The organism is Cellulomonas jepli, from assembly GCF_047229345.1.
GTDB lineage: Bacteria > Actinomycetota > Actinomycetes > Actinomycetales > Cellulomonadaceae > Cellulomonas_A.
Window position 1 is genome coordinate 1 of the sequence record NZ_JBFTER010000028.1, and the last position, 17,831, is coordinate 17,831.

18 protein-coding genes are annotated in these 17,831 nt (G+C 71.3%); 13 read left to right on the top strand and 5 right to left on the bottom strand.

The features are described 5' to 3' along the window. Positions 1–580: 580 nt before the first annotated feature. The 4 genes from AB6N24_RS08790 to AB6N24_RS08805 all read right to left on the bottom strand — a co-directional run bounded on the left by AB6N24_RS08790 (position 581) and on the right by AB6N24_RS08805 (position 3,118). The gene (locus tag AB6N24_RS08790) at positions 581–1,213 is read right to left on the bottom strand and encodes an FHA domain-containing protein (protein ID WP_412869022.1); all 633 of its coding nucleotides are present in this window, start codon (positions 1,211–1,213) and stop codon (positions 581–583) included. Then, positions 1,210–2,262 carry a M23 family metallopeptidase gene (locus tag AB6N24_RS08795; RefSeq protein WP_412869023.1) on the bottom strand — a complete coding sequence of 351 codons (1,053 nt, stop codon included), beginning with the start codon at positions 2,260–2,262 and terminating at the stop codon, positions 1,210–1,212. Before AB6N24_RS08795 ends, AB6N24_RS08790 begins: the two co-directional genes overlap by 4 nt. Before the next feature lie 2 nt (positions 2,263–2,264). Further along, positions 2,265–2,669 carry a hypothetical protein gene (locus AB6N24_RS08800; RefSeq protein ID WP_412869024.1) on the bottom strand — a complete coding sequence of 135 codons (405 nt, stop codon included), beginning with the start codon at positions 2,667–2,669 and terminating at the stop codon, positions 2,265–2,267. A gap of 176 nt (positions 2,670–2,845) precedes the next feature. Further along, the gene (locus AB6N24_RS08805) at positions 2,846–3,118 is read right to left on the bottom strand and encodes a helix-turn-helix domain-containing protein (protein ID WP_412869025.1); all 273 of its coding nucleotides are present in this window, start codon (positions 3,116–3,118) and stop codon (positions 2,846–2,848) included. Positions 3,119–3,254: 136 nt separating this feature from the next. Here AB6N24_RS08805 and AB6N24_RS08810 point away from each other — a divergent pair, with 136 nt between their 5' ends. The 8 genes from AB6N24_RS08810 to AB6N24_RS08845 all read left to right on the top strand — a co-directional run bounded on the left by AB6N24_RS08810 (position 3,255) and on the right by AB6N24_RS08845 (position 11,832). Further along, positions 3,255–3,887: a DUF6668 family protein gene (locus tag AB6N24_RS08810; protein ID WP_412869026.1), complete on the top strand. Its 633-nt coding sequence runs from the start codon at positions 3,255–3,257 to the stop codon at positions 3,885–3,887. 14 nt (positions 3,888–3,901) lie between these two features. Beyond that, positions 3,902–4,192 carry a hypothetical protein gene (locus AB6N24_RS08815; RefSeq protein ID WP_412869027.1) on the top strand — a complete coding sequence of 97 codons (291 nt, stop codon included), beginning with the start codon at positions 3,902–3,904 and terminating at the stop codon, positions 4,190–4,192. A gap of 13 nt (positions 4,193–4,205) precedes the next feature. Further along, the gene (locus AB6N24_RS08820) at positions 4,206–4,958 is read left to right on the top strand and encodes a DUF8175 domain-containg protein (RefSeq protein WP_412869028.1); all 753 of its coding nucleotides are present in this window, start codon (positions 4,206–4,208) and stop codon (positions 4,956–4,958) included. Positions 4,959–5,009: 51 nt separating this feature from the next. Beyond that, positions 5,010–6,608, top strand: a complete 1,599-nt coding sequence (locus tag AB6N24_RS08825) for a TrbL/VirB6 family protein (protein ID WP_412869029.1) — start codon at positions 5,010–5,012, stop codon at positions 6,606–6,608. Beyond that, on the top strand, positions 6,595–8,103 hold the full coding sequence (locus AB6N24_RS08830) for an SCO6880 family protein (protein WP_412869030.1): 1,509 nt from the start codon (positions 6,595–6,597) through the stop codon (positions 8,101–8,103). Before AB6N24_RS08825 ends, AB6N24_RS08830 begins: the two co-directional genes overlap by 14 nt. A 65-nt stretch (positions 8,104–8,168) precedes the next feature. Continuing rightward, the gene (locus tag AB6N24_RS08835) at positions 8,169–9,659 is read left to right on the top strand and encodes an ATP/GTP-binding protein (protein WP_412869068.1); all 1,491 of its coding nucleotides are present in this window, start codon (positions 8,169–8,171) and stop codon (positions 9,657–9,659) included. Next, positions 9,656–11,437: a type IV secretory system conjugative DNA transfer family protein gene (locus tag AB6N24_RS08840; RefSeq protein ID WP_412869031.1), complete on the top strand. Its 1,782-nt coding sequence runs from the start codon at positions 9,656–9,658 to the stop codon at positions 11,435–11,437. The genes AB6N24_RS08835 and AB6N24_RS08840 overlap by 4 nt, the downstream gene beginning before the upstream one ends. Next, complete coding sequence (locus AB6N24_RS08845) at positions 11,434–11,832, top strand: DUF4913 domain-containing protein (protein WP_412869032.1); 399 nt, start codon at positions 11,434–11,436, stop codon at positions 11,830–11,832. The genes AB6N24_RS08840 and AB6N24_RS08845 overlap by 4 nt, the downstream gene beginning before the upstream one ends. 143 nt (positions 11,833–11,975) lie before the next feature. Here the strand turns inward: AB6N24_RS08845 and AB6N24_RS08850 are convergent, their stop codons facing one another. Beyond that, complete coding sequence (locus AB6N24_RS08850; protein WP_412869033.1) at positions 11,976–12,704, bottom strand: GIY-YIG nuclease family protein; 729 nt, start codon at positions 12,702–12,704, stop codon at positions 11,976–11,978. 163 nt (positions 12,705–12,867) lie between these two features. On the opposite strand from AB6N24_RS08850, the gene AB6N24_RS08855 reads away from it, so the two are divergent. The 5 genes from AB6N24_RS08855 (at position 12,868) to AB6N24_RS08875 (ending at position 17,800) form a co-directional block, all read left to right on the top strand. Further along, positions 12,868–13,245, top strand: a complete 378-nt coding sequence (locus AB6N24_RS08855; protein ID WP_412869034.1) for a nucleotide pyrophosphohydrolase — start codon at positions 12,868–12,870, stop codon at positions 13,243–13,245. A gap of 9 nt (positions 13,246–13,254) precedes the next feature. Beyond that, positions 13,255–14,415 carry a hypothetical protein gene (locus AB6N24_RS08860; protein WP_412869035.1) on the top strand — a complete coding sequence of 387 codons (1,161 nt, stop codon included), beginning with the start codon at positions 13,255–13,257 and terminating at the stop codon, positions 14,413–14,415. A gap of 769 nt (positions 14,416–15,184) precedes the next feature. Then, positions 15,185–15,676: a helix-turn-helix domain-containing protein gene (locus tag AB6N24_RS08865; protein WP_412869036.1), complete on the top strand. Its 492-nt coding sequence runs from the start codon at positions 15,185–15,187 to the stop codon at positions 15,674–15,676. Next, positions 15,669–16,661, top strand: a complete 993-nt coding sequence (locus tag AB6N24_RS08870) for a zeta toxin family protein (protein ID WP_412869037.1) — start codon at positions 15,669–15,671, stop codon at positions 16,659–16,661. The genes AB6N24_RS08865 and AB6N24_RS08870 overlap by 8 nt, the downstream gene beginning before the upstream one ends. Before the next feature lie 65 nt (positions 16,662–16,726). Then, complete coding sequence (locus AB6N24_RS08875; RefSeq protein ID WP_412869038.1) at positions 16,727–17,800, top strand: PDDEXK nuclease domain-containing protein; 1,074 nt, start codon at positions 16,727–16,729, stop codon at positions 17,798–17,800. Positions 17,801–17,831 lie beyond the last annotated feature (31 nt).

Here is a 17,831-nt window from a genome sequence, read left to right on the forward strand (position 1 = left end):
CGCGATCCCGGCCGCGCAGGCCGACCACATCGCGTGCGGGGTCGCCAACGACGGGCGTTCACCCGGCGTGTCGCTCGGACGCGGGTGTGCAGAGTCTGCGTCGCGGGTTATCGTGGTCTCCAAGCGCTAGACACACCGAAGGGTGCGTCGACTGGAGCTCTTCACCTGGGCCGCCAAGCATCAGGGTGAGGAACTCTTGGGATTGGGCCCGCCCCCTCCGGGGGGCGGGCCTTCGCTTTGTCTGCGTTAGGCCGTTCTGGCCAGGCGCGCACCGCCCTTCTTCGCCACAAGCGGCAGCTCGCCCTGGCCGCTGCCTGGGTGCGCAGCGGGCGCCAGCTCGGGCATGCCGTGCACGTCCGCAAGGACGGAGGCCACGTAGTCGCTGACGCTCATGCCGCGCTCGTGCGCGGCGGTACGGACCGCGTCGCCCACGGGGCGCGGCGGTCTGCTCAGGATCGGGACTCGGTCACCACGGTGTGGTTGAGGCATGGCGCACACACAACCGCACCGCGAAACAGATTCCAAGTACGCGCGCGGCGTGTCGCCGATCTGATCAGTGAGGCCAGTCCGCATGAACTGCTCACGCCTCCGACAGTGATTCGAGCTCAACGACGAGCTCGAGGTCGCCGAGCAAGAGGGTCGCCTCGTGGGGGAGGACGAGCGATGCACCTGCGTGCAACGGTCGGCGGGTGCCGTGGAGGCGGATGGCGGTGCCGTTGGTGGAGTCGCGGTCGGTGACCCTGACAGCGCCGCGGTCGTCGATGTCGATTCGGGCGTGGGTCTTGCTGACCTGGCGTCCGGTGTCATGGATGGCGAAGAGCGTCTGGACGCTCTCGGCCTCGGCGGGCTGCGGGTTGCGCCCGATCAGCGCTGAGCGCGTGGGCTCGCTAGTGCGCCCGTCCCGGGTGCGCAGCCGGAACATGCGATCAGGTGCCGACTCGGCGGGGGAGGGGTGCGTGTCGGCGGCGGTGACATTGCCGTCGGGGTGGACGACCAGCGGCCACGTCCCGTCGGGGTCGTGCGCGGTGACGCGCACGGGCCGGCCCAGGGCGATCGCGGCGCGCAGCGTGACCATGCCGAGCGCGGCTTGCCGGGCGGCGGGGATGTCGGCGCGGGCGGGGATGGGGTGGGAGATCCCTTGGATGGTGACTTCGCCGCTGGCGTCGGGATGGATGGTGACGGTGACGCGGGGGAAGTCGGGGACGCTGGTCATCGGATCTGTACTTCGACGGCGGCGAGGTAGGCCGCGGGGTCGGTGTGCTCGCCGTTGAGGTAGACCTCGAAGTGCAGGTGGCAGGCGGTGGAGGTGCCGTCGGACCCGACGCGGGCGATGTTCTGCCCGCCGGTGACGCGGTCCCCGACGTCGACGAGGATCCCGTTGGCGTACATGTGGGCGTAGCGGGTGCGTAGCCCGCCGCCGTGGTCGATCTCGATGACGTGCCCGTACCCGGACGCGGTGCCGGCGCGGGTGACGACGCCGTCGTTGACGGCCCAGATCGGCCCGTCGCACCCGCCGCCGTCCAGGTCGATGCCGGCGTGCATCCGCCACTCGTGGTGGATGGGGTGGAACCGCATCCCGTAGTCGCTGGTCTGCGGCCCCGCGGACGGCTGAGCCCACCCGTTGGGGTTGACCTCCGCGGGCACCCCAGGGGTCCCGGCACAGACGTTCCCGCCGTTGCCGGGCGTCAGGCCGGTGGGAGAGCCGGTGACGGCTTCGACGATCTGCACCGCCCCGTCCCAGTACTTCTCGTAGTGGTACGGGTTCGAGTTCCGTTGGGTGCGGTGGGCCACGATCGTCGGAGCGAGGGAGTCGCGGTTCTCGATGCGCATCATCGCCTGGAAGAAGTTCGTCGAGGAGATGTAGGGGTCCATGCGGTCCTCGTAGCTGCCCCAGGCGCCGTTGGCGCGCTGCTGGAACAGCCCGCGGCTGTCCGGGCCGGCGGTGTCGCCGTAGTCGATCACCCGCAGGCTGGACTCACCCATCGCGGTCATCACTCCGATGGTCTGGTCCCGCACACCCAGCCCGAGGTCGGCCCCGGCGCGAAGGACGTAGGCGGCGTTGACCAGCTGCTCGCCGCTGTACCCGGCCACCGACCCCTGCGGGACCGTGGCGGGATCGACCACCACGGTCGGCCCGCCGGTGGGGTTGCAGGTGCCGGCCTGGGCGGCGGTGCCGAGCAGCAGGAAGGCCAGCGCCCCGCCGATCATCGTCAAAGGGATTAGGCCCACGGCGATCACGGGCCCGAGCTTCGGGTTCGCCACGCTCAGCCCAGGCCCTCGGGCGGGGTGATCCGCTCCACCAACCACCCCTCACCCACGCCGGCCCGGGACAGGACCACGGTGTAGGGGCCGACGTCGGTGGGGACCTGCACCCCGGCGACGGACGCGCTGGTCTCGTCGACCAGGACCCCGGGGCCGGTCACGGCACGGGCGGGGACGTTCGCGGGGTCGACGTACTGGTAGTCCATCTGCGCCTGCACGCTCATGGCGGGGGACAGCTCGGCCCACCACTGCTCGAAGGGCAGGTCCGGGCGCGCGAACGCCGCCACAGCCCCCGTCGCGGCCGCCACGGCTGCGGCGCGGGACGCCTCGTCCCAGACCGGGTCCGGCTCTCCCGGTGGGACGGGGGACCCGTCGTGGTACTCCACCGTCCCCGGCGGCACCTCCATCGGCGTCGGGGTCGGCGCCCCGCTCGAGCCCGCGCTGCTCGTCGGCGCCGCCGACGCCCTACCCGGCGTACTGGTCTGGCCGGCGGGTGTGCTGGTGGCACACCCGGCCAGGAGCACCCCGACGCCTACTGCTGCGACCCATGTCCTGCTCACCTGCGCCCCCCTGCCCTCTCACCTCAGTCGCCGGCCGGCCCCTCCTGGTCCTCGCCGTCCTCGGGCGGTTCGTCGACGGGGCGGTTGCGGTTGGCGATCAGGTGGTCCTTCACCTCATCGCGCACGATCACCCAGGCCTGCCGGCCCGCCTCGCCGCCCCCGACCTTGTACCCGGGCACATACCCCCGCTGCAGCCACCGGTAGGCGGTCTGCGTCGTCACGCCCAGCACCTGCCCGAGCTGCTCAACGGTCAAATGCGTCGGAAGTGGGGCGAACAGATCATCTAGCCTGCTCATGGCACCCCACCACCACCCGCTGCAATGAGACACTACAAGAAACTAGGCGACTATGGGACAGTAGGGGTGGCATCAGGGGCGTCCAAAGGTGTCGGGGGCGTGCGGTACATCTTGGGCCAGCAACAGGGGGCAGGTCATGAGCGAGTCAAACCCGTGGCTGTCCGTGCGCACCGTCGCCACGGACGCCGGCCCCGCCGCGCCCATCACCGACCCGCGTGACGTCGTCGCCGCCACCGGTCCCACGGCTCCGCAGGCGGGCATCGCGGTGCCGGACCTGGTCGACCAGCTCCCGTTCCGCGACCACGGCACGACCGCGGACCTGTGGTGGGTCGGGGTGCACGGCGGGGCGGGGGAGTCCACGCTCGGGCGCCTGGTTCCCGGGTGGAACGCCGCCGGGCACGCCTGGCCGCGCACGAACCCGTCCTACTCCATGACCCGCGTCGTGCTCGTCGCCCGCTCCCACGCCGCCGGCCTGCAGGCCGCGCAGAAGGCCGCCACCCAGTGGGCCGCCGGAGCCGTTCCGCTCACCGAGCTCCTCGGCCTGGTCATCGTCGCCGACGCCCCCGGACGCCTCCCCCGCCCCCTGCGCGACCTGGCCGCACTCGTCTTTGGCGGGGTGCCCCGGACTTGGCACCTGCCCTGGATCGAGTCCTGGCGCCTCGGGGAAGACCCGCACCTGGAGTCCTGCCCGCGCGAGGTCCGCCACCTCGCCCGCGACCTCACAGCACTGCTCCCACCCCACGGCTCCGCCACCGGCGCGAACCGCTAACGAGAGGACCCTCCATGGGCATCCTGTCCACCGTCACCCTCGCCACCGCGCAGGTGATCACCGCCATCCCTGACCCCGACGCCGTCCAGCCCCCCGGCACCCAGGGCCTGACCGACATCCTCGCCTGGGCCAAGTGGATCGCCCTGGCCGTCTGCATCGCCGGGCTCATCGCCGCCGGCGCGATGATGTCCATCAACTCCCGCCGCGGCGAGGGCGGGGAGCACACCGGCCGGATCGGCATGGCCCTCGGCGGTGTGGTCGTGATCAGCGCCGCCGCGTCCATGGTCGGCTTCCTGGCCACCTGAGCGGAACCGACCGATGTCGACCAACGACACCGAGCCCAGCCCCTGGACCCGGCCCTCCTTCATCACCGCCGCCATCGTCGTGGCGATCGTCGTCATGCTTGGTGCCGCCCTGGCCATCCGCGCCCTCACCAACGACGACGCGAACGCCGCACCCCCCGAGCCCACTGCGTCGGCGTCGGCTTCCGCGGAACCCAGCCCGACGTCCGATGACGAAGCAGCAGGTACCGACGCGAGCATCTGCGGGCTCGAGGGCGTGGAGACCACCGGCACGGTCACGATGGCACCGGCCGGGGAGTGGGCCTTCCAGGGCACGACCGCGTACCCGACCTCGCCGGAGTTCGGCCCTGGTCAAGCCGACACCACAGGGGCCCGGTTCTGCTTCCAGCACTCGCCCGAGGGTGCACTGTTCATGGCCGCGAACGCAGTCGTGCAGGCCTCTGATCCGGCTACCGCGTCGGCATGGGCGCAGGAGGTTCTGGCCCAGGGCCAGTTCTACGACCAGCTGCTGAGTGAGTTGGGCACCCCGTCACCCGAATCGAACTCGCGAGTGAACATCGTCGGATTCCGCCTGCTTGCCTACGACGGCAAGACGGCCCGGGTCGACATCGCGCTCCGGGGCACGTTCGATGCCCAGACGGCCACGGTCTCAGGTGTCTACGAGCTCGTCTGGCAGTCCGGCGACTGGAAGATCAGTAGCGACGTCCAGGAGCCGCTCAACGTCGCGGTGATTCCTGACCTCGCCGGCTACGTCAGCTGGGGGGCGTGACCCACGGTGGCTGAGTGCGGGCTTCTCGACCTCGGGTGCAAAGCCGAGGAAGTGGCGAAGAGCGCGATCGGCGACGCGATCGAGAACATGGCCAAGGCGGTGATCGAGGCGGTCGGTCGGGCCGTGGCGTCGCTGGGCACGGTGTGGGTCAACATCGGCACCCCGAACCTGACGAGCACGGGCGGCTCGTCGTCGGTCGCAGCAGGCTCGAGCGCGGGGAACGCAGGCAACATCACGACGGTCCTCGGCTACGTCACGTGGATCTCGCTGGCGATCGCGCTCATCGCGCTGTTCATCCTGGGTGGGTTGATCGCGACACGGATGCGGTCGGGGGAGGGCATCGCAGCGGTCGGGCGCATCGGCCTGGTCCTGACGGCCGTGGTCCTGGTGTCAGCGGCGAGCTCCCTCGTGGGCGCGCTGCTGCCGGACCGCCCGCAGCGGGTAGCCGGGACCGTGGCCTTCTTGCAGTCGTCACTGTGGTGGTACATGGGCGCGGCGGCGGTGCTGTCGGTGATCATCGGCGGGCTGCGGATGGCGTGGGAGCAGCGCGCCGAACCCGGCCGCGACCTGCTGCGCAGCCTGGTCACCCTGGTAGTGGTCGCGGGCGCCGGGGTGGGGATCATCAACCTGCTCGTCGCAGCCGCGGACTCCTTCGCCGTGTGGATCCTGGACAACTCCCTGGCGTGTGACTTCACCGCGGGCGGTGCGTGCTTCGGGGAGAACATCGTCAACCTGCTGAAGATGCCGGCCGAGGTCGGCGCCGGGGCGGGCCTGGGGCCGCTGCTGCTGATCATCCTGGGGCTGCTCGCGATCATGGCGTCCGTCGTGCAGATCCTGCTGATGGTGGCCCGGGCCGGGATGCTCGTGATCCTCACGGGGATCTTGCCGCTGGCGGCGGCGGCCACGAACACCGAGATGGGTAGGACGTGGTTCCGCAAGGCGGTGGCCTGGCTGGTGGCGTTCATCCTCTACAAGCCCGCGGCCGCGATCGTCTACGCCGCGGCGTTCCAGCTCGCGGGGACGGACCTGTTCACCGATGACGGGTCCGGGCTTCTGTCGGTGCTGACCGGGCTGATGCTCATGGTGATCGCCCTGTTCGCAATGCCGGCGCTGATGCGGTTCGTCACCCCGATGGTCGGGGCAATGGCCTCCGGGTCCGGTGGCGCCGCGATGGGCGCCGCCGCCCTGGCCGCGCTGCCCACCGGCGCGGCCGCGCTCGGACGCCTGGGGTCTGGCGGCGGCAAGGACGCCTCGAGCCCGCCCAGCGCGACCGGAAATCCGAGCACCGCGGGTCCGACGTCCAACCCGCCGGGGTCGACCCCGGGCAGCCAGCCCCAGGCGACCCCGACCGGGCAGACGCCAGCCAGCAACGCCCCGCCGAAGACCGGGACGACCGGCACGAGCACGGGTGCAGCTGCACCGAGCACCGCCGGTGCCGGAGCTGGCGCGGCCGGAGCCGGGGCAGGTGCTGGTGCTGGTGTTGGTGCGGCGGGTGCTACTGCGGCGGGTGCGGCGGCGGGGCCGGTCGGAATCGCGGCGGGGGTGGCGTTGGACGCAGCGAAGGCAGGCGGGCAGGCGGCCGCGGGCGCCGCCCGCGCGCTGGGGGAGCACAGCACCGGTGAAGGGGAGGGGCCCAGTGGCAGCCGTTGACGAGGTCCGCGCACCGCGCACGTACGGGAACTGGCGCAGGCCCACCTCACCGGGCCTGCTCGGCCTGGGGTCGGTGGGCACCGCGATCCTGCTCGGTGGGCTGATCTTCGTGGTGATCACCGTGATGATCGCCGGGCTCCTGCGGGGCCTGGTCGTGGGCGCCGCTCTGGGCCTGGTGCTGCTGTTCTTGCTGAGCAAGGACCGCCACGGGCGAAGCCTGCTGGCGCGCGGGGCGACTCGGGTGGGGTGGGCGGTGAACCGCAACCGTGGCTCCCACCTGTACCGGTCGGGCCCGCTCGGGCGGGCCCTGTGGGGCACTTTTCAGCTCCCCGGCCTGGCGGCGCCGTCGCGGCTCAGTGAGCACACCGACTCCTACGGGAGGGCGTTCGCGCTGCTGCACGTGCCTGCGACCGGGCACTACAGCCTGGTCATTGGCACCGAACCGGACGGGGCGGCGCTGGTGGACCGGGAGCAGATCGACGCCTGGGTCGCCGACTGGGGCCACTGGCTGGCGACCCTGGCCGACGAGCCGTCCCTGGAGGCGGCGTCGGTGACGATCGAGACCGCCCCGGACTCCGGGTCCCGGCTGCGCCGGGAGGTCGAGATGAACGTCGACCCGAACGCCCCCGCGTTCGCCCGGCAGATGCTCGCCGAGGTCGTCGAGCGCTACCCCGTCGGGTCCTCCACGGTGAAGGCCTACGTCGCCCTGACCTTCACCGCCGCCCCCCGCACCGGCGGCAAGAAGCGCACCCCGGGGGAGATGGGCCGCGAGCTCGCCTCCCGCGTCCCGGGCCTGACCGGGAGCTTGCAGGCCACCGGCGCCGGCGCCGCCCACCCCCTGTCCGCGCAGGAGCTGTGCGAGGTGATCCGGGTCGCCTACGACCCCGCAGCCGCAGCCCTGATCGACGAGGCCCACGCCGCCGGACAGACCCCCGAGCTCACCTGGCCCGAGGTCGGACCGAGCGCGCACGAGACGACGTGGGAGGCCTACCGGCACGACTCGGCGGTCTCGATGACGTGGTCGATGACCTCCGCCCCGCACGGCACCGTTCAGTCCGGGGTCCTGGCCCGCCTGCTCGCCCCGCACCGCGACATCGCCCGCAAGCGCGTCACCCTGCTCTACCGCCCCATCGACCCCGCCCGCGCCGCCGCGATCGTCGAGGCGGACCTGCGCGCGGCGGAGTTCCGGCAGACCTCCACGACCAAGCCCTCCGCCCGCGACATCATCGCCGTCCGCGCCGCCGCCGCCACGGCAAGTGAGGAAGCCTCCGGGGCCGGGCTGGTGAACTTCGGGCTGCTCGTGACGGCCAGCGTCCTGGACCCCGCCAACGCCGCGGACGCCCGGGCGGCGATCGCGAACCTCGCCGCCACCGCCAGGCTGCGGTTGCGGCCGGTGTACGGGGCGCAGGACTCCGCGTTCACCGCGGCCCTGCCCCTCGGCCTGGTCTTGCCCAAGCACCTGAAGGTCCCCGCCGAGCTGCGGGACAAGCTGTGAGCCCCCGCAAGAAGAAGACCCCCACCGCTGTGGAGGAGCGGGCGCCGCGGGTGCTGCGTCCGTCGATGCGTGGGTGGCTAGGGCGAGGGCGCGGGGAGGCGTTCATGGTCCAGGCCGCCGATGAGTGGCGGGGGACCACGGTCCAGGTGTGCGGGCTGTGGCCCTACGCGATCGGCACCGGCACCCCGATGATCGGCGCCCCCATCGGCCGGCACACCCACACCGGGGCGACCGTGTGCTGCGACCCGATCTCCTGGTTCCAGCGCGCCCAGCTCATCTCCAACCCCTCCGCCTTCGTCCTGTCCAACCCCGGGCTGGGAAAGTCGACCCTGGTGCGGCGGATGGCCACCGGCCTGGCCGGGTACGGCGTCATGCCCCTGGTGCTGGGAGACCTCAAGCCGGACTACGTGGACCTGATCGAGGCCCTCGGCGGGCAGGTCATCACCCTCGGACGCGGACGCGGATACCTCAACGTCCTGGACCCCGGCGAAGCCACCGGCGCCGCTGAGCGCCTCACCGGCACCGCCCGCGCGCAGGTCCTGGCCGATGCGCACGGGCGCCGGCATACGATGGTCGCCGCCCTGATCACGATCATGCGCGGCAACCCACCCGGCGACCGCGAAGAGACCATCCTCGACCGCGCGCTGAAGGTCCTGGACGACCGGCACACCGGGGTCCCGGTTCTGGCCGACCTGCTGCAGGTCATCCGCGACGCACCCCCCGAGCTGCGCGCCGTCGCCCTCGACCGCGGCTCCGACGCCCGCTACGGCGACATCACGGAGAACCTCGAGGCCTCCCTCATCGGCCTCGTCGGTGGAGGCAGGTTGGGGGAGACGTTCTCCCAGCACACCACCAACCCGATGCGCCGGGACCGGCCCGTGGTCTACGACGTCTCCGCGATCGACGACAACGAAGCCGACCTGCAGGCCGCCACCCTGCTGGCGTGCTGGTCGGCCGGGTTCGGGACCGTCACCGTCGCCAACGCCCTCGCCGACGCCGGCCTCGAGCCGCGCCGGCACTACTTCGTCATCCTCGACGAGCTCTGGCGGGCCCTGCGCGCCGGCAAGGGCATGGTCGACCGGGTTGATGCCCTCACCCGCCTGAACCGCCAACGCGGCGTGGGCATGGCGATGGTCTCCCACACCATGTCCGACCTCCTCGCCCTCCCCAGCGAGGAGGACCGGATGAAGGCGCGCGGGTTCGTCGAACGCTCCGGCATGGTCATCACCGGCGGCCTGCCCCCGGCGGAGATGCCGAAGCTGAACTCCGCAGTGCCGTTCTCCCGCGCCGAGCAGGATCTGCTCACCTCCTGGGCGGATCCGCCCGCATGGGACCCCGCCACCGGCCGGGAGACCGAACCCCCCGGGCGCGGGCGGTTTCTCATCAAGGTCGGCGGGCGCCCCGGGATCCCGGTCAAGGTCGAGCTCACCCCGGCCGAGGCCTCGATCAACGACACCAACAAGCGCTGGCACACCCAGTCCCGCGTCGGCGCCGAACCCGCCGGGCTCGACACCGACACCCGGCCCACCCCGCGCGTCGAGGCGGCCGCCCGATGAGCTCGACGTCGAAGACCCGCGGCAGCGGCCTCGAGCCCGAGACTGCGCTGCTGCTCGGCGCGCTCGGGACCCTGGCCGGGGTGGCGGGGCTGCTGTGGGTGGCCGTGCACGTCGGTGCCCGCATCGACGGGACCACCGTGACCGGGGACCCGTTTGAGGTCGCGTTCGCCCTCGTCGGCGGCGACCAGCCCTGGCCGAAGTCCGCGACCTGGGTGCTCGCCGGGCTGCTGCTCCTTGCCGCGGTGGCCGGCGTCGTGGCGTACCAGATGTGGCGGTCGACGCGGCGGGCACGGTCGCGGGTGGACGGCGCCGCGGTGCACATGGGCCGCGGCCGCGACATCGACGCCCTGTCCCTCGCCGCGGTCACCGCAACCAACACCCGCCTCGGCGGCCCCACCGCGTCCCCGGGCCTTCCGATCGCGCGGACGGTGGCGGGCGGGCGGACGTTGTTCGCGTCGTGGGAGGACGTCGCGGTCGACATCTGGGGCCCCCGCACCGGCAAGACGACCTCACGGGCCATCCCCACCATCCTCGCCGCACCCGGCGCGGTGCTGGTCACCTCGAACAAGCGCGACGTCGTCGACGCCACCCGCGACCCCCGCGCCGCTGCTGCGGGGGAGGAGCCGTGGGTGTTCGACCCCCAGGGCATCGTCGACGAGCCCGCCACCTGGTGGTGGAACCCCCTGACGTACGTGGTGGACGAGGTGAAGGCGGCGATGCTGGCCGACCTGTTCGCCACCGCCTCCCGCGACCCCGGCGCGCGCACCGACGCCTACTTCGACAACGCCGCCACTGACCTCCTCGCCGGCCTGCTCCTCGCGGCCGCGAAGGACGCCCGGCCGATCACCGACGTGTACCTGTGGCTGACCGACTCGACCAACGACGAGCCCGTCGAGATCCTGCGCGCCCACGACTACCCGCTTACCGCCGCCGCGGTCGCCGGGGTGATTCATGCCCCGGAGAAGCAGCGCGGCGGGGTTTACGGCACCGCCCAGCAGATCGCCTCGTTCCTCACTAACCGGCAGGTCACCACCTGGGTCACCCCCACCGGCGGACCCCACCGCCGCGAGTTCGTCCCGGCGGAGTTCGTCCGCTCGTCCGGGACGCTGTACTCCCTGTCCAAGGAAGGCCGCGGCTCCGCCGGCCCCCTCGTCACCGCCCTGACCGTGGCGGTGGCCGAGGCCGCCGAGGAGTACGCGAAGACCCAGCCCGGTGGGCGCCTGGCGGTGCCGATGGTCGCGGTGCTCGATGAGGCCGCGAACGTGTGCCGCTGGCGCGAGCTCCCCAACCTCTACTCCCACTACGGGTCCCGGGGGATCTGCGTGCTGACGATCCTGCAGTCCTGGTCCCAAGGCGTCGAGGTCTGGGGCCGGGACGGGATGCGCAAGCTCTGGTCCGCGGCCACCGTCAAGGTCTACGGCGGCGGGGTCACCGAGGTCGAGTTCCTCTCCGAGCTGTCCCAGCTCATCGGGGAGTACGAACGCCCCACCACCTCCACCAGCACCTCCAAGCAGGGCCGCTCCACCTCGCGGCAGACCACCCGCGACCGGGTCCTGGACGTCGCCGACCTCGGCGCCCTCCCCAAGGGCCGCGCCATCGTCCTGGCCTCCGGCTCCCGACCCACCCTCGTGCGCACCACCCCCTGGATGACCGGCCCGCACGCCGCGGCGGTCAACGCCTCGATCCTGGCCCACGACCCCGTCGGCACCCGCACCATCGCCGACGCCGCCTCCGAGGTGGACCGCGTCAGCCACCTCGAGGACACGGTGGCCCGGTGAGCGCGCTGGGGGAGTGGGACGACGACACCGACCACCACACCGACGCCGGTGTCGACACGGGCGAGGGGCCGGGGCTGTTCTACCCGGACGTCGCCACGTTCGTCGCGGACTTCCTGCTGCCCATGTACACCCGTTCCTCGCGCACCTGGTGCCCGCAGTGGTGGCGCCACGCCGAAGGGATCTACCGCCTCGAAGCCCTGTGGCGCGCCTGGGAACACCTGCGCCTGGACCCCGCTACCGGGGCGTCGGTCTGGCTGCGCGACCACGCCGACCCCCACATGGCAGTCCTGCTCCACTCTGACGGCCCGTTCAAGGGCTGCACCCCTGACGCCGGGCACCGTGCCCGCACCAAACCCCTGCCCGCCGACCCGCCTCCACGCGGCCTCTTCACCTGACACGGGTGGTGGACTTGTCGACTCGCCAACGGAGCGAAGGCATTCCGCTATAGCGAGCTCGGCGCATCCCACGCGGCAACCTGCCAACACCACGATCGACCGGATCGACCCACCTGACGAGGCGGCTCGTGGCGGAAAGTGGGTCAGACCTCCAGGCGGTAGAGGCGCACGAAGCCGTCGATGAGCCGTCGCGCGTCACGGAAGTCAATGTCGAAGAACTCGCGGTCTCGCCGGACCCGGTAGGCATCCAGCAACTCATGCACTCGCGCCTCAGCGGTGGGGGCGTCACGCACCACCCAGACAGCGCGCAGCCCAAAGGGGATCACGACCCCCGTAGCGCGGTTGATCTCATCGACTCGCTTGATCACATCCCGGGTTGTGTAGCCGACCTTGAGCAGCCTCGGCTGCTCCCGTGTGGAGAGCACGTACACGTATCCATGGCCCGGGTGAGGAGATTCGTGCCGATCTCGAGTGGCGAAGCCGCGCAATGCTTGGACGCCGCCGCACTCGGCCAGGAGCGTCGCCGCCTCGAGCACCGCAGCGTCATCGCCGCCCAGTACGGCACCGCGCGCCGACTTCAGCGTTGAGGCTGACAACTGGGCGCGGCGAGCGCTCGGGCGCCCGAGCTGCAGCCACGTAGTCGCCCAGTCCCATTGGTCCTGGCGATATGCACGGCTGAACAGGCCTTTAGCGTGTGACAGAGCCTCGGCGACGTCTTCGCGACGACCGCGTGCAGCAGCCGGGGCGTCCAGCACCTCGAGCACAAGGGAGACCGAGTCCACTCTCGCCGCCTGCTCGAGCGGCTTCACCGGTGCCAGGCCGAAGCCCCACTTTTCATGCACACGCATAGGGGCCTGCTCCGTGCTACTCATGCGCCAGATGATGAAGCACCGCGCGCCGGGCGCGCCCAGCGACGCGCCGCGGGCGTCGCGCGCCGGCGACGCTGCCGTCGGTCAGCCCGCAGCGTCGCCGACGACACCTCCGAGGGGGCCGTGGACGGGGGACGTGTCAGGTCGAGCAGGATAGGAAGGGGACATGGCCGACGACCTGACAGATCTGACCGCCGCACTACGGGCCTTCGCCGCCTCACGGCAGTGGGAGCAGTTCCACACGCCGAAGAACCTCGCGATGGCGCTTACCGGCGAGGTAGGTGAGTTGGTCGCGGAGCTGCAATGGCTCACGGACGATCAGGTCGTAGGCGTCAGCCTCGATCCGCACCTGCACGACAGGCTCACGGACGAGGTCGCCGACGTCCTCATCTACCTGACCAGGTTTGCCGATGTGTGCGGCATCGACGCGGTGTCAGCCGCGCATGCCAAGATCGCCCGCAACGAAGACCGCTACCCCGTTGACAAGGCACGCGGGAACGCCCGCAAGTACACAGAACTTGAGGACGGCAGCGCCTCAAGGTGAGGGAGCCGCATGGTTCAGGTGGTCATCCAACCCAGTTTCGGCAACGCCGATGCCCGCCGGCACTGGGCCGACACGCTGGAGCGCGAGGTCGACTTCACCAGCGCCGCGCTCAGCAACGCGTTGACCACGTCGCAGCGGCGGGATCTGGTGAAGATGCACCCCGCAGGGACAGCGCGTTTCTGGGGCACCGTCGCTAGCCATGACCGGCGGATGGACACCCTTGCCACGGGTGACGTCATCCTGTTCACCGGCAAGAAGCACGTGCAGGGGATCGGGGAAGTAGGCGTCTCCTTCCGCAACGCCGCTGCCGCCGACGCGCTCTGGAGCGCCGATCCCGACCGTGGCAGCTACCACAACGTCTACTCGCTGCGAGCGTTCGAGATCACGCAGATCCCGTACGAGGAGATCTGGGCCCTGCCTGGCTTCAACGCCGGCGACAACTTCATGGGCACGCGGTTCCTCGACGATGAACGCTCCCAGACGGTGCTCGAGGGCTTGGGGGTCGACACCACCACCTCGCACGAGGCAGATGCGCGCCACGAGCGGATCCTCGAGCACGTGCTCAGCCATTCGGCGGCGACGGTGATCCCGGGAGAAGCGATCAACGTCACCCACACCTCCTACGCCACGGGGGCGCGCACGACGCTGGTCCACCGGGGCGAGGCCTTGCTGGTCCGTGCCTATGCCGCGCACGTTGAACTCGAGCACCAGCGAATCGCGACTCCGGTCGGGCTCACCGACGCGTACCTGCCGAACGCCACCGGTGGGATGGACCTGCTCGAGGCCAAGTCCAGCACCAGCCGCCGCCATGTCCGCGAGGCCGTCGGACAGCTGCTCGACTACGCGCCGTTCTGCCCAGACCTCACCTCCCTTTCCATCCTCCTGCCCGAGCGCCCCGATCAGCGGACGATGGCGTACGCCCACCGGTACGGCATCGACGTCGCGTACCGACTCCCCGACGGCGGATTCCACCGTGACCCTGCACCCTCGCCAGCCCGTGCCGTGATCCTCGGGCTTGTCTCGCCCCAGCCCGCTCGTGTGGATGAGATCGACGCTCGGTTGATCGCGCGAGCCGGCTTCCCGCGAACGCCGGAGATCAGCCGTAGGGTCGCAGTCGCTGCTTCCACACGCGTTGTGGGGGGCCCTAGTCCCTCGATGCTCGGGCGCTAATCGGCGCCAAGCTCGTTGAGCCGGCTACCAGCAGCAAGGCCTAGCAGGCGACGTACTCGTCGAACGTGCCGGGTAGGTACCTGACGGTGGGGCTGTAGCAGCCGCTCGGCCATCCTGACAGCTCGTACAGAGCGATGTCGCTCGGGCTAGTCACAGGGCTGCTCAGTCCTTGGAGTCCTTGGGGACCCTCGGGCCCTTGCAGGCCTTCTGGGCCCCGCTCCCCGGCCGGTCCGGGTGGACCCTGGACGCCGGCCGCGCCTCGCTGGCCGGCGACTCCCGCTGGCCCAGGTGGCCCAGCAGGGCCTTCCTTCGCAAACGCGAGCGTGAGACCAGCGCCCGCGGTGCCTCCGCCCAGCGCCGCCACAAGGGCCACCGCCGCGAGGGTCACCCATCCTGATGGTGCGCGTGAGCTCTCCGCGGCGGACGGAGCGGACACGATCGGCGGCATGCGGAAGGCCTTTCAGAATGCACTGGTGGAGTCGAGGGCATCTTCAAGCGCATGCACGCTGCGCGATAGGCCCAAACGGGACAAGTCGCCCATTCAGGATCCTCCTTTAGGGCTATCGCGTGCCAGTCGCGCTCCTGGCGCGCCCACCACGCCACCGCAGTGGCCCCCCTCGTCTCCGGCCGGATGGACCGCGCTCATCGAGGAGTGCACCCCAGACGCCCACCGCACCCGGCAAGACCCCCCCGCCGGACTCGCCCAAACAACGCGTTAGGCATCGGCGCGCCGATGGACGAGCGGCGCAGCAGCCATATAACCTTGTTTATGGAGGTGGTCGAGGTGGCTGTAGGGCTATCCGAGGGCGAGCCGAGTGTGGCGCTAGCGCGCAGGCTGCGGAGTCGGCGCGCGGTGGACCGGCTGGACTACCTGCGCACGGTCCGGGCGCTGGCCGCGACGATGAACCAGGCGGCGCTTGCCGCCGAGCTCGGGGTCACCCAGCCGGCGATCAGCGCGGCGATGAAGAAGGCCCGCGAGGTCGAGGACCTGCCTGAGGGGTTCTCCGGGGCGGGTCCGTACGAGATCGCCGAGCGGTACGCCGCTGGCCAGATCGACCGCGCACGACTGATCGAGGAGCTCAGTCGCTTCCCCTACGCCCCGACACCGCGCACCGACGGGGTCGACTGGCTCGTCGATGACGTGCCGAAGACGGTCGGGGAGGTGCTGGACGCGCTCCGTGCTGGGCTGATCGACGCCGAGCTGTATGAGCAGGTGCAGGACGGTATCGACACATACCGGCACACTGCGGTGCGTGACTGAGCAGGTAGACGACCCCACAGCCGCACACCGCGAGACCGTCCGCGCGTTGTGCGAGGCCGGCGGACCGCTCGACCCCACCGGCCCCAGCGCCACGACGGCCAACCCCGACTGGTTCCGTGGGGGCGATGTCCGTCGTCCCACCACCCAGCGCGACGCCCTGCACCGCCGACTCCTGGCCGAAGCGCGGGCCGAGCACCCGGCCGCGCGCCAGGAACGGCGTGCGATCGTCCTGGCCGGCCCACCCGGGGCCGGGAAGTCCACCGTGCTGCGCGACGTGATCGGCGTCGACAAGAGCGCGTGGCTGACGATCGACGCCGACGAGTTCAAGCACAAGCTCCTGCGCGAGGCACTCGCCGACGGGTCCTACGAGCGGTTCCTCAAGCCGGCCCAGATCAAGGACCGCGAGGCCGCGGGGGAGCGGTTTTTCCCGCTCGAGCTCGCCGCCCTCGTGCACGAAGAGTCGTCCCTCCTGGCGAACCAGCTGCAGGCTCAGGCGCTGCAGGAGGGCACCAACGTCGTCATCGACTCCGTGCTGTCCAACCCCGACAAGGCTGTCGCGCTGGGTGAGCGGCTCGTCCGCGCCGGCTACACGGTCGAGGTGATCGACGTCGAGGTGCCCTTCGACCTCTCCCAGCAGCGGATCGCCGGGCGCTGGCGCGAGTCCTACGAGAGCGCGGTGCTCACCGGCGACGGCCTCGGTGGGCGATGGGTCCCGAGCCTCTACGCGCGCTCGGTGTTCGACGAGACGACCGGTCGGTCCAAGTCGCAGGAGTCAGCGGCCCGGCTCGCGCAGGCGTGCCCGGCGGTCCAGCGTTTCCGCCGCTTCTGGGCCCCCGATCCGACGGCACCGCGCGTCGTCGAGGTCGACCAGTCGCGCCGCACCAACGGCGCGCCCCTGCTCGAGACCGCCCTCGTGCACAACGCCACCCGCGGACAGGGCGCCCGCGCACCTCAATCGCGTGCGGGGACGACACCGGACCGCTGATTCGCCAGCAGGGACGTGGACCGAGGCTTTGATGTCCCGTTGACGACGTCAGGCAGGATGCCGGGGTGAGCACAGCACCCGGACCAGGACACAGCGCTGTCGAGCCAGCCGGCTACGCCGAGCTCCTCGCCACCCTTAAGGACCGGGTCCGTACCGCGCAGGTGCGGGCGGCACGCGCCGCGAACACCGAGGTGCTGCGCCTGTACTGGTCCGTGGGCCGCGACATCCTCGACCGGCAACAGACGGCCGGGTGGGGGAGCAAGGTGATCGACCGGCTTGCTGCTGACCTGCGTCGGGAGTTCCCCGACCAGCGCGGGTGGTCCCCGTCAAACCTAAAGAACATGCGCCGCACCGCCGAGGCCTGGCCGACGCTCGAGGAGTTCGGCCAACAGGCTGTTGGCCGATTGCCCTGGGGACACGTCGTCGTGCTGCTCGAGCGACTGAACACCCGCGCGGAGCGCGACTGGTACGCCGCCCGGGCCGCCGAAGAAGGCTGGACCCGCGCCGTCCTCGAACACCACGTCGCGACCAACCTGCGGACCGCCCTCGGTGCCGCGCCCACGAACTTCACCGCGGCACTGGACTCACCGGACTCCGAGCTTGCCCAGCAGCTCGTCAAGGATCCCTACGTCTTCGAGCACCTCGGCCACATCCGACGCGCGGCCGAGCGCGACGTCGAGCAAGCCCTGATGGACCGATTGCAGGACACCATGCTCGAGCTTGGTCGCGGCATGGCGTTCGTCGGGCGCCAGGTGCGTCTCACCGTCCCCGACGACACCTCCAGTCATGTCGACGAGTTCTACGTCGACCTGCTCTTCTTCCACGTCGAGCAGCTGCGATACGTCGTGGTCGAACTCAAGATCGGCCAGTTCGAACCCGCACACCTGGGCCAGCTTGGTACCTACGTCGCCATCGTCGACGACCAGTACCGCCGCCGGGCGATCCACGCACCGACGATCGGAATCCTGCTGTGCACCGGCAAGGCCGGCCCCACCGTCCGCTACGCCCTCGCCGCCACCTCCGCACCAGTCGCCGTCGCCGACTACTACGGACTTCCCGCAGACGCCCAGGCGGCGCTCCCCTCCGTAGAGGAGCTTCAAGCCGTCGTTGACGGAGAGCTCGACAGTCGAGGCGCGTAGCCGGCAAGTCTGCTTTGCGCGATGCGGCGAC